Origin of the sequence: Leucobacter sp. USHLN153 (assembly GCF_037145615.1) — a bacterium.
Classification (GTDB): domain Bacteria; phylum Actinomycetota; class Actinomycetes; order Actinomycetales; family Microbacteriaceae; genus Leucobacter.
Genome location: NZ_JBBCXE010000005.1, coordinates 39,046 through 52,831 on the forward strand (window position 1 = coordinate 39,046; position 13,786 = coordinate 52,831).

Sequence of the window (13,786 nt, forward strand, 5' to 3'; positions counted from 1 at the left end):
TGCCTGCTCGGGGTGGCGCCCGCGCCACGCCCCATGTCGCCCGTGCCGGTGCCAATTCACTCACCGCGGGGCCGGAGCGAGGGCGCGAGCTAGTGCGCCTTGAATGCTTCAGCCAACCACCACGACGTCGTGCGAATGATCTTCGCGTCGATGAGCAGGGGAGTGTCGCGGGGACCGGCGAGCCACTCCTGCACCGGTGCGAGATCCGCGGCCGACCGCACCGTCACGCCGTTGAACCCGTAACCGCGCGCGATCGCAGCGAAATCGGTGTCGGGGAAAGTGATGAACCCGAGATCGTGGTCGGTCTTGCCGAAATGATGCAGCTCGGCTCCATACGCGGCGTCGTTGTACACGATGACCACCATCGGGATGCCGAGACGAACGACGGACTCGAGCTCGGTCGCGCCCATGAGTGCGCCGCCGTCTCCGGTGCCGCATATGGTCAAACGGTCCGGCTGGGCAAAGGAGGCCCCGATGGCGCTCGCGAGGCCGAGGCCCACGCACTGGAACGCCTGGCTGAACACGAGCCCGTTCTCATCGGGGAGGTCGAGGAAGGCGCTCGGGTAGCCGAGGAAATTGCCCGAATCGACAGCGATCACGCGGTCTTCGTCGAGCATGCCATTGAGAGCGATGGTGAGCGTGCGCGGGTCGATTCGCTCGCCATCGCTGAGATCCTCATACGGCACCTGCTTCCAGGTGCCCGCTGCCGCAATCGCAGCCCGCATTTCATTGGTGCGGTAACGCTCACCGCTCACTCCTCGAGCCTGCAGCGCCCCCGTGATGGCGAGTGCTGTTTCCGCAGAGTCACCGATGATGCCGAGATCGGCGGGGCGGTGACGCCCCGGGGCGAGCGGATCGACATCGACCTGCACGACGCGGGCGCCCTCGCCGATGAGCGAACCGTGACGCATGGTCCACATGTTCAGGGCGGAGCCGAAGGAGATGATGAGGTCGGCCCGTTGGATGGTGTCGGCGGCCAGCGGCGTGCTGAAACCGCCCGAGATGTCGAGCGAGAAAGGATCGCGTGCGAACAGCCCGCGCGCCACTGCCGAGGTCGCGAGCAGGGCTCCGGCGGCCTCCGCGAGTTCTCGCAGCTCTCCGCCTGCTTCGCGTGCTCCCCGGCCCGCGATGATGACCGGGCGCTCGGCCGCTTCAATGAAGCCAGCAAGAGTCTCGACCGTCGCGGCGCTTGGAGCCGGAGGAGCAGGAAGTTCGGGGACATCGCCGACGAACTCCTCGTCGGAATCGGCGTTCTGCACGTCGAGCGGGAGGTGCACCACGACGGGAACGCGCTCGGTTACCGCGATCCGGAATGCCAGATGAATGTCTCTGACCGCGGAAACACGCGTGATGCGAATGCTGCGAGCGCCCACAGCCTCGACGAGACGGTCCTGCTCGATTCTGAAATTCGAATGAAGCGACGCGGTTTCGGCTTCCGCAGTGAGGACGACGATGGGGGAGCCCGACTTGGCGGCCTCCGTCAGGCCCGTGATCGTATTAGTCAGGCCGCATCCCTGATGCACCGACACGGCAGGCACTGACGACCCGACGCGCGCGAACGCGTCAGCCATCGACATCGCGCCACCCTCGTGCCGAGCCGCCACGAAGTGTGCACCTCGCTCGATGAGGGAGCGCGTGACTTCGTAGTTGCCGCTTCCGATGACGCCGAAGACGTTCGTGATGCCGAGACTCGTCAGGGCCTCTGCGACCTTCTCAAAAACCTTCATGCTGCGCCTAGACTCCATTACTCGAAATGCTCGAAATGCTCGCGGCACCGCGCTACCGCCCACTCTAGAGTGGCGTGAATCGTCTCGACATGCGAGTGGGGAAGGCCTGAGTGGCTGTGTGGCGCCGATGCGCGCATGGGGTTCCCCGCACGCCGGAGAACTCTGACGCGAAGCGGGGCAGGTCGAATAAACACGGTGGAAACGAGGGCGGCGGGGCGGCCCTTCGGCGGAGGATCGGGGTGCGCGCATCGCGCACCCCGATCCCACTGGAGGCACTGTCCATGCAACTGTCACCCGAGTCCACAGCGGTCGTCGCGGCCACGGCCGGAGTCGTCGCCGAACACGCTGACGAGATCACTCGTACCTTCTACGCCGACATGTTCGAGGCGCACCCCGAGCTGCTGAACGTCTTCAACGCCGCGAACCAGGCGGTCGGGGAGCAGCCGAAGGCGCTCGCCGCATCCGTGGTCGCCTTCGCCGTGCAGCTCATCGACCCGGACGCCCCCGACTTCACGCCGGTCATGCAGCGGATCGCGCACAAGCACGTCTCCCTGGGTATCAAGGCGCGCGAGTACACCATCGTCGGTCACCACCTGTTGAAGGCCGTGGGCACGGTGCTCGGGGACGCCGTCACCCCCGAGATCGCCGCGGCGTGGGACGAGGTGTACTGGCTCTTCGCGACCTCGCTGATCGCCGAGGAAGCGAAGCTCTATGCGCTCGGGGGCACCGATCCCGAACAGCCGTGGCGGAAGTACCGCGTCGCGAAGCGCTTCGAGGAGTCGGATGAGGTGTTCTCGCTGCTGCTCGCGCCGATCGAGGGGGAAGTGCCCGCGCACCGCACCGGGCAGTACGTCGCGATCGCGGTCGACCTCCCCGATGGGCACCGCCAGCCGCGCCAGTACACGATCTCCTCGGGCCCGCGCGGAGACTCCCTCCGCGTCACCATCAAGCGGGTGCGCGGAGTCGGCGGCGCCCCCGACGGGCAGGTTTCGGGTTGGCTCCACGAGCACGCGCAGCCGGGCACCATCCTCGACGTCTCCCAGCCCGCGGGCGACGTCGTGCTCGACGACTCCGATGCCCCGCTCGTGCTCGTCTCGGCGGGAATCGGCATCACGCCGGTTGCCGCCATCATGGAGGATCTCTCCCGCCGCCAGCCGGATCGCACCGTGCGCCTCTTCCACGCCGACAAGTCGCACGCGCACCACGCGCTCTACGGCGGTCTGCGGCGACAGGTCGTCGCGATGCGCGACGCCCGCGCTCAGAACTGGTACGAGGACGCCGCCGAATCCGCACCCACGCTGCACCCGGCGATGAGCGGGTTCATGGACCTTTCTGGCGTCGAGGTGCCCACCGAGGCGGAGGTCTTCATGTGCGGCCCGCTGCCGTTCATGCAGATGGCGCGCAAGTCGTTGATCGGCAAGGGCGTGCCGGCGGACAACATTCACTACGAGGTCTTCGGGCCTGACCTGTGGGCGCAGAACCCGGCGTAAGGGCTTGCCTTCAGCGGCCGGCGGTGCTTCCCTGCGGGGAAGTTTCGTCGGCCGCTTCGGCGTTCGCCGGACCTGACGACGGCACCGGTTCGCCCGAGATTCCAAGCTCCATTCTGCAGCGCTCGGGAGCGAAGAAGGGGTCCAGCCGCCGCAGTTCGAGGGGGCCCGGAACCTGCGCGAGGTGACTCTGCACGAGCCGCGTGTGAACGGAGCAGACGAGCGGCTGATCGCGATCCAGCACCGGCCGATATACGCACGGAGCGAGCTCGAATGTGAGCTGCTCATGATCGAGCGAGGGATCGAGCCCCGCGTCATCCAGGTGCTCGTACAGGGCGTCGAGCTGGTGGACCGCCTCGGCCGCGAGGGTGCCGCATTCCGCGAGATCGGGCGCGAGTTGTCGCAGCGCTTCGCCGTGCGCGCGGGCCGTCTCGGACCGGCGCCGCGCCACCTCGCTCACGTGGTCGCCGTCGACCGGGTGGAAGATCACGGGCGGCCGGCCGCGCTCTCCCGTCGTGAGGGTGAAGCTGACGATGAGGCCCTCGTCCTCGAGCACCGTCAAGTGCTCGCGAGCCGTGTTCGCGTGGAGCTCGGCCTCGTCCGCGAGTTCTGCGAGGCGCCGGCCGGGGAGTCGCTGCACCGCACGCAGCAATTTGAGGCGGCTCGGGTGCGTGAGCCCGCGGTAGTCGGTCACGCGGCGCGGCATGGTTGAAGGGTATCCCGCGCGGCTGGGGAGCTGCCTGCGGGGTAACTTTCGGCGGGTGTCGAGCGAGGATGCTCGCCGACACCCGCCGAAAACTACCCCGATCCCAGGGGGCGGGGTCGGCGCGCAGAGGAGGAGCGGAGGCTCAGCCTCCGCTCCTCCCGATCCGCACCTTTGCCGCCGCGAGCGGCGAGCCCCGCTCAGCTGAACTGGTGCATCGTGTTTTCCTTACCACCGGCCTTCAGGGCGGCGTCGCCGGCGAAGTACTCCTTGTGGTTGTCGCCGATGTCGCTGCCGGCCATGTTCTGGTGCTTCACCGTCGCGATGCCCTGGCGGATCTCCGCGCGCTGCACGTCCCGCACGTAGGTGAGCATGCCCTCATCGCCGAAGTAGCCCTTCGCGAGGTTGTCGGTCGAGAGCGCCGCCGTGTGGTAGGTCGGCAGGGTGATGAGGTGGTGGAAGATGCCGGCGCGGGCGGCTCCGTCGCGCTGGAACGAGCGGATCTTCTCGTCGGCGAGGCGGGCGAGCTCGGTGTCGTCGTACTCCTCGCTCATCAGGCGATCACGATCGTACTGCGCGACATCGGTGCCCTGCTCGGCGAGCTGGTCGTAGGCCTGCTGGCGGAAGTTCAGGGTCCAGTTGAACGAGGGGCTGTTGTTGTAGACGAGCTTCGCGTTCGGCACGGCCTCGCGGATCCGATCCACCATCCCCGCGATCTGCTCGACGTGCGGCTTCTCGGTCTCGATCCACAGCAGGTCGGCGCCGTTCTGCAGCGCGGTGATGCAGTCGAGCACCACGCGGTCCTCGCCCGTGCCCGGGCGGAACTGGTACAGGTTCGAGGGGAGACGCTTCGGGCGGAGCAGCTTGCCGTCGCGCTTGATGACGATGTCGCCGTTGCCGAGATCCACCTCGGAGATCTCCTCCACGTCGAGGAACGAGTTGTACTGGTCGCCGAGATCGCCCGGCGTCTGCGTCACTGCGAGCTTCTGGGTGAGGCCGGCGCCCAGCGAGTCGGTGCGAGCGACGATGATGCCGTTCTCGATGCCCAGCTCGAGGAAGGCGTAGCGCACCGCGTTCAGCTTCGCGATGAAGTCCTCGTGCGGCACCGTGACCTTGCCGTCCTGGTGCCCGCACTGCTTCTCGTCGGAAACCTGGTTCTCGATCTGGATCGCGCACGCGCCCGCCTCGATCATCTTCTTGGCGAGCAGGTAGGTTGCCTCGGGGTTGCCGAAGCCCGCGTCGATGTCGGCGATGATCGGCACGACGTGCGTCTCGTAGTTGTCGATTTGCGACTGCACGAACTCGATCGCGGTCTCGTCGCCGGCGGCCCGCGCCTCGTCGAGCTGCGTGAAGAGGAGATCGAGCTCACGCGCGTCGGCCTGGCGGAGGAACGTGTAGAGCTCCTCGATGAGGGCCGGCACCGCGGTCTTCTCGTGCATCGACTGGTCGGGGAGCGGGCCGAACTCGGAGCGCAGTGCTGCGACCATCCAGCCCGAAAGGTAGAGGTAGCGCTTGTTCGTGGTCTTCAGATGCTTCTTGATCGAGATGAGCTTCTGCTGACCGATGAAGCCGTGCCACACGCCGAGCGACTGCGTGTACGCCGAGGAGTCGGTGTCGTACTCCTCCATATCGCGACGCATGATGTCGGCGGTGTACTGCGCGATTTCGAGCCCGGTCCGGAAGCGGTTCTGCGCGCGCATGCGGGCGACCGATTCGGGGCTGATCGCATTCCATGCGGAGCCGTTCTGCTCGACGAGCTTCTGCGCGGCGTCGATGTCGTTCTGGAACGCAGTCATGGGGGTACCTCTCGGTTGTGATGTTCTCGGTAATTCCAACGATGGGGCAGTTTCGGGTTCGAATCTCGCGAAATCGAGACTGAAAAAAGCGAGAATTTCTGCAATTTAAATGTTTCCTGCCGTTCGGGCTGGTTGGGCGTCGCTGTAGTCCCAGGGACGCCCTTCCAGGCCTTGCCCTGCGTAGAGTGGGCGCATGGAGCGTCATTCTTCTCAGGAACACGTCCCCGCCCTCCGTGCCGAGCAAGAGCGTCTCGCCGCCCGCGTCGCGCGACTCGAGGCGGATCTCGACGCCCTGACAAGGGCCCGACGAGGGTCCGTCGACGACGATGAGCACGATCCCGACGGCGAACCGCTCTCGGCCCGCTGGTCGCTGCTCGCCGGGCTCCTCGAATCAGCTCGGGCCGATGCCCGCCTCGCTGACGCCGCGATGCGCAGGATCGAGGCCGGGACCTACGGCGTCTGCGCCTCGTGCGGGCAGCCGATTCCCGAGGGACAACTCGAGGTGCGTCCGTTCCGCGAGCGGTGCGTTTCGTGCACGGAGTAGCGAGCGTCAAGGGGCAGCCGATGTCGGTGGTCGCTCATTAGACTTTGAGCGAAGCCACTGGGAGGTGTGATGACGGGAATGCAGGGACTGACCGGGGGCCGCGAGCTCGTAATGGTGTCGAACCGCTTGCCGGTCGACCGGGTCGTCGCGTCGGATGGGTCATCGACGTGGAGGACGTCGCCGGGCGGGCTCGTGACGGCGGTCGAACCAATCGTGGAGCAGCTCGGATGCGTCTGGGTCGGCTGGGCCGGCAATGCTGATGAGCGCATCGAGCCCTTCGAGCTCGGCCAGATGCGACTCGAGCCGGTCGAGCTGTCGAGCGATGACGTCGAGCTCTACTACGAGGGGTTCTCGAACGGCACGCTGTGGCCGCTCTACCACGACGTGATCGCGCGGCCCGCGTTCCACCGCCAGTGGTGGGACCGCTACCGCCGGGTGAATCAGCGCTTCGCCGAGCGCGTCGCCGAGACGGCGGCCGAAGGCGCGATCGCGTGGATCCACGACTACCAGTTGCAGCTCGTGCCCGAGATGCTGCGGAAGCTCCGGCCCGACCTCACGATCGGGTTCTTCCTGCACATCCCGTTCCCGCCGCGTGGGATTTTCGAACAGTTGCCGTGGCGCCGCGCCATCATCAACGGCCTGCTCGGCGCTGACGTGATCGGCTTCCAGCGGGTGCCCGACGCGATCAGCTTCCGTACGATCGCGGAGCGCTACACACACACGCAGGCGCTCGGCAACACGCTCGTGCTGCCCGCGACGGACGACAGCCCCGGCCGCACCGTGCTCGCGCAGGAGTTCCCGATCTCGATCGACGCGGCGGCCTTCGCCGAGGTCGCGCGACGCCCCGAGACGCAGGCGCGCGCACGTGAGATCCGCGAGGAGCTCGGCAACCCGAAGCGCATGATGCTCGGCGTCGATCGCCTGGACTACACCAAGGGGATCCGCCACCGCCTCAAGGCGTTCGAGGAGCTGCTCACCGACGACGAGATCGACGCCTCGGACATCGTGCTCGTGCAGGTCGCGAGCCCGAGCCGAGAGCGGGTCGACGCGTACCGCAAGCTGCGCGACGAGGTCGAGGTGACGGTGGGGCGCATCAACGGCGAGCACGGCACGATTGGCCACGCGCCGCTCGTGTACCTCCACCGCGGCTACACGCGCGAGGAGATGGTCGCGCTGTATCTCGCGGCGGACGTGCTCGTCGTGACCCCGCTGCGCGACGGCATGAACCTGGTCGCGAAGGAGTACGTGGCCTGCCGTGAGGACGAGCAGGGCGTGCTCGTGCTCAGCGAGTTCGCGGGCGCCGCCGACGAGCTGAACGACGCGCTGCTCGTCAACCCGCACGACATCGAGGGGCTGAAGGCCGCGCTGCTGCGTGCCGTGCACATGCCGCAGGAGGAGCAGCGGCGCCGCATGCGGCAGATGCGCCGCGCGGTCCACGACAACGACGTGGCGCACTGGGCGAACGGCTTCCTCGGCTCCGTCGCGTCCGTCTCGGAGTCGCGGGGCGCCTCGCACGCGAGCGGGCTGGAAGAGGGGAAGACGGGGCCGATCTCGATCGTGCCCCAGGCGTTCGTGCCGCGCAGCGTGGGGGATCGCCTGCGGCGCATCGCCACCGCGTCGTCTCTCTTGGTCGCCACCGACTTCGACGGGACCATCGCGCCGATCGTGCGCCGCCCGCAAGATGCGCGGATCCTGCCGCGCGCACGGCAGGCGCTCGAGATTCTCGCGACCGCGCCGGGCGTGCGGGTCGCGCTGCTCACCGGGCGTTCGCTCGACGGTCTCGCGCAGACCGGCACGGGCACCTCGGGCGAAGGGTGGATCATCTCGGGTTCGCACGGCTCGGAACTCACGGGCTTCGACGTCTCGGGCGTCATGGCCGCGAGCGGCTTCGGTGAGCCGACCGCCGACGAGGCGGAGTGGCTGCACCGTGTGAATCGGCGCTTCGAGCGCGTGCTCGGGGGAGAACCCGGCGTGCGGCTCGAGCGGAAGCCGTTCGGCATCGCAGTGCACACTCGGGAGGTGCACGACGAGGAGCAGAGCCGCGAGCTGCAGGCAGCCGCGGTCGAGCTCGGGCTCGCCGAAGGTTTGCACGTGCGTGAGGGCAAGCAGGTGCGGGAGTTCTCGGTGCGGGCATCGAACAAGGGCGCCGTGTTGCAGAGCATTCGCGACGCGCTGCCCGTGGGGCCGGTGCTCTTCCTCGGCGACGACGTCACCGACGAGGACGCGTTCTCGGTGCTCGGCCCCGACGACCTCGGAATCAAGGTCGGGCCGGGCGAGAGCGCTGCGACCGAGCGCGTTCCCGATCCCGCAGCCGTTGCCGCCGTGCTCGCCCGCCTGGTCGAGCTCCGCACGGGCATCGTGATCGGATCCGACTGACGCGTCACCCGAATACTGGTGCGCACCTGCGAAATCAACCCCGCTGACAGCGGGGGTGCCGTGCCCATACGCTCGGGGACGAACCTGCAGCGGAAGCTGTCGGTTTTCCGACCCGAAAGGAACGCAAGATGAGCACTGTGAGCAGCGACATCGACATCAACCTTCCGATTCGCACCGTATACAATCAGTGGACGCAGTTCGAGGATTTCCCTGCGTTCATGGGCGGCGTGCAGGAGGTGCGTCAGATCGACGACACGACGCTCAACTGGCGGGTGACGGTCGCGGGCGTGGAGCGCGAGTTCACCGCCGAGGTCACGGAGCAGGTGCCCGACGAGCGCGTCGCGTGGCGCAGCACCTCGGGACCGTCGCAGGCGGGCGTGGTCACGTTCCACCGCCTCGACGAGAACAAGACTCGCGTGCGTCTGCAGCTCGAGTGGGATCCCGAGGGTCTCGTCGAGCACGCGGGCGCTGTGCTGCAGCTCGACGACGCGCAGGTCAACTCGGACCTCAAGGAGTTCGCGCGCCTCATCGAGTCGAACGGCTTCGAAACCGGCGCCTGGCGCGGGAAGGTGGATCGCCCCGGCGACGGCGCGGTCAGCTAGCCGCGCACCGCGCGCTTCACGATCAGCACTTCAGGAAGAGGACGGCAATGGCCGAGATTTGGGAACCCACCGATGAGATCGACGGTGACGAGGAACTGGTCGTGACCGACCACCGCGACGAGGATCGTCCGCTCGTCGGGGCGGACGACGAACAGTCAGTCGAGACGACGACGGACGACCCCCGCGCAGCCCTCGAGGAACTCGGTGAGGACGTCGCGTCCTCGCCGGCCCGCCGGGCGGAGGACACGGACACGGACGCCAGCGCGGGAGAGGCGCTCTGAGCGTGTCGCAGAGTGCATCGCAGCGGCGCAGCTTTGGCGTCGAGGAGGAGTATCTCCTCCTCGACGCCGAAAGCGGCGTGCCGATCGACCGAGCAGCCCAGATCGTCGAGCGAACGCCCGAGCTGCGGAGCGACGCCGACCGGGAGTTCTTCTCGAGCCAGCTCGAGACGGCCTCGCCGGTCTGCTGGGAGGCGGCCGACGCGGATCGTGCGCTCAGCCACTTTCGCGAGTCGGCGGCGCGAGCCGCTGAGGATCTCGGGGCCGTGCTCGCAGGCACGGGCCTCCCGCCGGTCGGCGGCGAGCACGAGGGCGTTGTCACTCCGAAGGCGCGCTACCGCGAGCTGCGCAGCGAGCTGCGGGCTGCCGCCGCGCACCAGTACGTGACCGGCACGCACGTGCACGTTTCGGTACCGTCGAAGGACGCCGGCGTGCTTGCTCTGCGCGGTCTCTCGCGCTGGGCGCCCGCTCTGCTCGCGATCACGGCGAACTCGCCCATCTGGTGCGGCGAGGAGACGGGTATCGCGAGCTGGCGGCACATCAAGAGCATGGCGTGGCCGCTCGCGGGCTATCCGCCGGAGTTCGCGGACGGCACCGACTACGAACAGGCGATCGGCACGCTCGTGGAAACGGGAGTGCTCATCGACAGCGGGGTCGTGACGTGGGTCGCGCGCCTGTCGGAGCGCTTCCCCACGATCGAGCTACGGATCGCTGACGCCCAGCTGCGACCGGAGGACGCGGTCTCGTTTGCGCTCCTCGTGCGCGGGCTGGTGGATCGCATCCTGCTCGAATCCGAGGACGGCTCCGAGCCCGCCCGCGTCGTGCCCGGGCTGCTTGACGGCGCCATCTGGATGGCCGCGCGCGACGGGCTTTCCGGCTCGCTCATCGACCCGGTCGTCGGCGAGTCGAAGCCCGCGGCTGCGTTCCTCGACGAGATGTTCGAGTACGCCCGCCCCTCGCTCGAGGACTTCGGCGACGCGGAGCGCGTCGAGCGCTACCTCGAGGAGCTGCGGACGACCGGCGGGCCGGCGCAACGCCAGCTCGCGGCGTTCCGCGAGCGCGGCGTCGACGGGCTGCTCGAGCTGTATCGCGCCTCGCACGGCGGGCAGACGGGGGCCGAATGAGCGGATCGGGCCGTCGCGGGAAGCGTGGCGGCCCGATCACCCGCGAACCCGACGGCGACGGGTTCGTCTATCGGCAGGACGGCAGGCGCATCACCGCGGCCAAGGAGATCGCGAGGATCGAGGCGCTGGTGATCCCGCCGGCATGGACGGATGTGCGGATCGCGCGCTCGCCGTCCGCGAAGGTGCTCGCGCGCGGCATTGACGCGGCGGGCCGCACGCAGATGATCTATCACCCGCGTTTTCGCCAGCGGCGGGAGCGCGAGAAGTTCGCGCGCCTCGGCCGATTCGGCACGGCGCTTCCGAAGCTCCGGCAGCGGGTCGACCGCGATCTGCGGCGGAGACGCCTGAGCCGCGAGCGCGTGGTCGCCTGCGTGATCCGCCTCATCGACCTCGAATTCTTCCGCGTCGGTAATGCCGAGTATGCCGAGCGGCACGGCAGTTATGGCGTGACCACGCTCCGCGAGGAGCACGTGACGGCGAACGGGAGCTCCGTGCGCTTCGACTTCGTCGGCAAGAGCGGCAAACGCCACGAGCGCCGCGTCGCCGATCCGCGGGTTGCGCGCCTCATCGCGCGGCTCGAGGAACTACCCGGATCCGAGGTGTTCAGCTTTTTCGAGGACACCGGGGTCACGCGGCAGGTGCGCAGCAAGCACGTCAACGCTTATGTGAAGCGCGTGATGGGCGAAGAATTCACCGCAAAGGACTTCCGCACTTGGGGAGGGAGTCGGATCGCGCTCTCCGTACTGCTCGAGCACGACGAGCCGGATTTCTCCACCGAGAACAAAGCCGCGGGCGTCGCTCGACAGGCCGTGCGCGCGGCGGCCGAGCGCCTCGGCAACACTCCCGCGGTGACGCGTTCTTCGTATGTCGACCCGCGCGTGCTCGCGCTCGCCGAGGACGCGGAGGCCAGGGACCGCCTTCGACGCGCCCGCGAGAAGATGCGCCCGCGCCAGCACCTGAGCGTCGACGAGCAGTGCCTGCTGGTGCTCTTCGCGCGACGCGCTCCGCGCTGACGGGCGGGGACGGCGCCGGGCCGGGGGCTTCCACCGATCCGCCGCCCCGTTCTGTTAGCAGCGGATCGGCCGTCAGCACACGCGGTTTTGGTGGTCGCGGTGTGCTGACGGCGAATCTGCTGGTGACGGCGGGTCATGGACGCGCTGTGCCGATCCGCTGCGCGCGAAGCAGAGCGCGCGACTCAGCTGCCGCTGATGGCCTCGCTCACGGCCGTGGGGGAGTCGTACTCGCGATCGGGCAGCGCCTCGAGGGCACTCACCACGTCGTCTCCGGCTCCGTTATTCCGAGCGGTCTCGACCAGGTCATCACGGCTTGCCGGGTAATCGACGCCGCCCAGGTGGCGCTGCACCTCGATGGGGTTTTGCGGTTCAGACATGCGATCTCCTTTCGGTTGGGGCTTCGGCGCGCTCGGAGTCGGCGTCGAAGTGCAGTTCGTCGCTCGCCTCGGTGCGGCAATCGACGAGAGTAGTGGGGGACTCGAGGTGCACGGCACCACGACGGCTCCTTGGCGGGGAAGGTCGTGCCCGAGGGGTGCGGAAGTTCAGCCTCATGAGGTCGGCGCCGTCCTGATGCGTTCGATGAGCTCCGACGTCGAGTGATCGGGGATGTAGTCGAGCATGACGACATCGCCGCCGATGCGTCGCATCTCCGCCGCCTCTTCGAGCATCTCGGGGGTGTAGTCGCCGCCCTTCGCGTAGACGTCGGGTCGGAACTCGTGCAGCAGCCCGCTCGCCGTGTCGTCGTCGAACACCGTCACGTAGTCGACGCACGAAAGCTCGGCGACGACATTCACGCGATCGCGGATCCCGTTCAGCGGGCGACCGGGTCCCTTGAGTCTCCGCGCGGAATCGTCGCTGTTGAGCGCGACGACCAGCACGTCGCCGAGCCGCTTCGCCTGGCGGAGCATGGCCGTGTGCCCGCGGTGGAGCACATCGAAGCACCCGTTCGTGAAGACGATCCGCTCGCCGGCCCGGCGATGCAGCTCGAGGCGTTCGGCGAGCTCGCGGGCGGAGAGCTGCGGATCGGGGGCCGCCGTCGCGCGCAGCTCGAGCTCGTCGAGCGAGCAACGGCAAGTGCCGGTACGCTCGACCGCGATTTCTGCGGCGAGCTGCGCGAGGTCCACGGCATCCGCCATCGGGGCGCCCGCCGCACGAGCCACCGACAGCGCCGAGACGAACACGTCGCCCGCGCCGGACGCCTGCTGCTCGGGGGCCGCTCGCGCGCGGGTGCGGTGCGGCGGCAGTTCCCCGTCGAGCAGCACCGTCCCCGTGCGATCGAGCGTGACGACCACGGCCTGAGCGCCGCTGCGGGCCTGGAGTTTGGCGCGCGCGGCGTCGGCCGCCGCCACCCGGGCCTCACCCGAGCCGAGCGACGCCCCGAGTAGCCGTTCGGTCTCGCCTGCGTTCGGCGTGATCGCGTCGGGCCGGAGTGCCGCCCAACGGGCGGGGTCGTGGGCGTCGACGACGAGCAGCTTCGGGCGCGGCAGCGCAGCGAGGCGCTCGATCAAGGCATCGGTAAGGAGCGTTGCCCCGTAGTCGCAGACGACGAGCGCGTCGCAGAGCGGGAGCGCGGCCTCCAGGTCGCGCAGCAGGCGCTCCTGCACCGAGGAGGGCCAGGGATCGCGCTGCGAGTCGTCGAGGCGGATGAGCACCTGATCCTCGACGGAGACGCGCGCCTTGGTCGTCGTGCGCCCGCCCGGCACCCGTTGCACCGCGCTCACGTCGACCCGCGACTCCATGAGCCGCTCGCACAGGCGGTCGCCCGGTTCGTCGGCGCCGATCGCGCCTAAGGCGGCGACCTCAGCTCCGAGGGCGGCGAGATTGCGCGCGGTGTTCGCGGCGCCGCCCGGCAGGTCCGACGCTCCCGAGAGCTCTACAACGGGGGCCGGTGCCTCGCGCGCGACGCGGTCGACGGTGCCGTGCCACCAGCGGTCGAGCAGGAAGTCGCCGAGCACCGCAACGCGCGGCCGGCGATCGCGAATGAGCGCGATGGTTTCCAGGGGAGTCATGCGAACCGCCTTTCGCGCCCGAGGCGCTCTGACACGTGTGCATCCGTCACGTTTGAAACTGACGAGAAGGGGGCAGTGGAACAGGGAAGCACCGGCGCGACGAATCGCCGGCGATGACCACACCGGA

The 13,786-nt window shown here is 68.7% G+C and carries 12 protein-coding genes; 7 read left to right on the forward strand and 5 right to left on the reverse strand.

The annotated features are described in order from the left end of the window. Positions 1 to 89: 89 nt before the first annotated feature. On the reverse strand, positions 90 to 1,727 hold the full coding sequence (locus WFH00_RS10075; protein WP_336660705.1) for a thiamine pyrophosphate-binding protein: 1,638 nt from the start codon (positions 1,725 to 1,727) through the stop codon (positions 90 to 92). Positions 1,728 to 2,008: 281 nt separating this feature from the next. On the opposite strand from WFH00_RS10075, the gene WFH00_RS10080 reads away from it, so the two are divergent. Further along, the gene (locus WFH00_RS10080; RefSeq protein WP_336660706.1) at positions 2,009 to 3,217 is read left to right on the forward strand and encodes a globin domain-containing protein; all 1,209 of its coding nucleotides are present in this window, start codon (positions 2,009 to 2,011) and stop codon (positions 3,215 to 3,217) included. 10 nt (positions 3,218 to 3,227) lie between these two features. Here the strand turns inward: WFH00_RS10080 and WFH00_RS10085 are convergent, their stop codons facing one another. Continuing rightward, complete coding sequence (locus WFH00_RS10085) at positions 3,228 to 3,920, reverse strand: helix-turn-helix domain-containing protein (RefSeq protein ID WP_336660707.1); 693 nt, start codon at positions 3,918 to 3,920, stop codon at positions 3,228 to 3,230. 197 nt (positions 3,921 to 4,117) lie between these two features. Then, positions 4,118 to 5,713: an isocitrate lyase gene (locus WFH00_RS10090; RefSeq protein WP_336660708.1), complete on the reverse strand. Its 1,596-nt coding sequence runs from the start codon at positions 5,711 to 5,713 to the stop codon at positions 4,118 to 4,120. Positions 5,714 to 5,906: 193 nt separating this feature from the next. Here WFH00_RS10090 and WFH00_RS10095 point away from each other — a divergent pair, with 193 nt between their 5' ends. From WFH00_RS10095 to WFH00_RS10120, 6 genes are all read left to right on the forward strand, one after another. Beyond that, positions 5,907 to 6,257 carry a TraR/DksA family transcriptional regulator gene (locus tag WFH00_RS10095; protein ID WP_336660709.1) on the forward strand — a complete coding sequence of 117 codons (351 nt, stop codon included), beginning with the start codon at positions 5,907 to 5,909 and terminating at the stop codon, positions 6,255 to 6,257. A gap of 69 nt (positions 6,258 to 6,326) precedes the next feature. Beyond that, positions 6,327 to 8,633 (forward strand): bifunctional alpha,alpha-trehalose-phosphate synthase (UDP-forming)/trehalose-phosphatase, encoded by a 2,307-nt coding sequence (locus tag WFH00_RS10100; RefSeq protein WP_336660710.1) that lies wholly within the window; start codon positions 6,327 to 6,329, stop codon positions 8,631 to 8,633. Positions 8,634 to 8,761: 128 nt separating this feature from the next. Then, on the forward strand, positions 8,762 to 9,235 hold the full coding sequence (locus tag WFH00_RS10105) for an SRPBCC family protein (protein ID WP_336660711.1): 474 nt from the start codon (positions 8,762 to 8,764) through the stop codon (positions 9,233 to 9,235). Between the two features lie 47 nt (positions 9,236 to 9,282). Next, positions 9,283 to 9,516 (forward strand): hypothetical protein, encoded by a 234-nt coding sequence (locus WFH00_RS10110; protein ID WP_336660712.1) that lies wholly within the window; start codon positions 9,283 to 9,285, stop codon positions 9,514 to 9,516. A gap of 2 nt (positions 9,517 to 9,518) precedes the next feature. Continuing rightward, positions 9,519 to 10,637 (forward strand): carboxylate-amine ligase, encoded by a 1,119-nt coding sequence (locus tag WFH00_RS10115; RefSeq protein ID WP_336660713.1) that lies wholly within the window; start codon positions 9,519 to 9,521, stop codon positions 10,635 to 10,637. Then, a complete protein-coding gene (locus tag WFH00_RS10120) occupies positions 10,634 to 11,650 on the forward strand; it encodes a DNA topoisomerase IB (RefSeq protein ID WP_336660714.1) in 1,017 nt (338 codons plus the stop codon). The genes WFH00_RS10115 and WFH00_RS10120 overlap by 4 nt, the downstream gene beginning before the upstream one ends. A 182-nt stretch (positions 11,651 to 11,832) precedes the next feature. Here the strand turns inward: WFH00_RS10120 and WFH00_RS10125 are convergent, their stop codons facing one another. Both WFH00_RS10125 and WFH00_RS10130 read right to left on the reverse strand, forming a co-directional pair. Then, positions 11,833 to 12,027 (reverse strand): DUF2795 domain-containing protein, encoded by a 195-nt coding sequence (locus WFH00_RS10125; RefSeq protein ID WP_336660715.1) that lies wholly within the window; start codon positions 12,025 to 12,027, stop codon positions 11,833 to 11,835. 171 nt (positions 12,028 to 12,198) lie between these two features. Continuing rightward, complete coding sequence (locus tag WFH00_RS10130; protein ID WP_336660716.1) at positions 12,199 to 13,659, reverse strand: PfkB family carbohydrate kinase; 1,461 nt, start codon at positions 13,657 to 13,659, stop codon at positions 12,199 to 12,201. Positions 13,660 to 13,786: the final 127 nt, after the last annotated feature.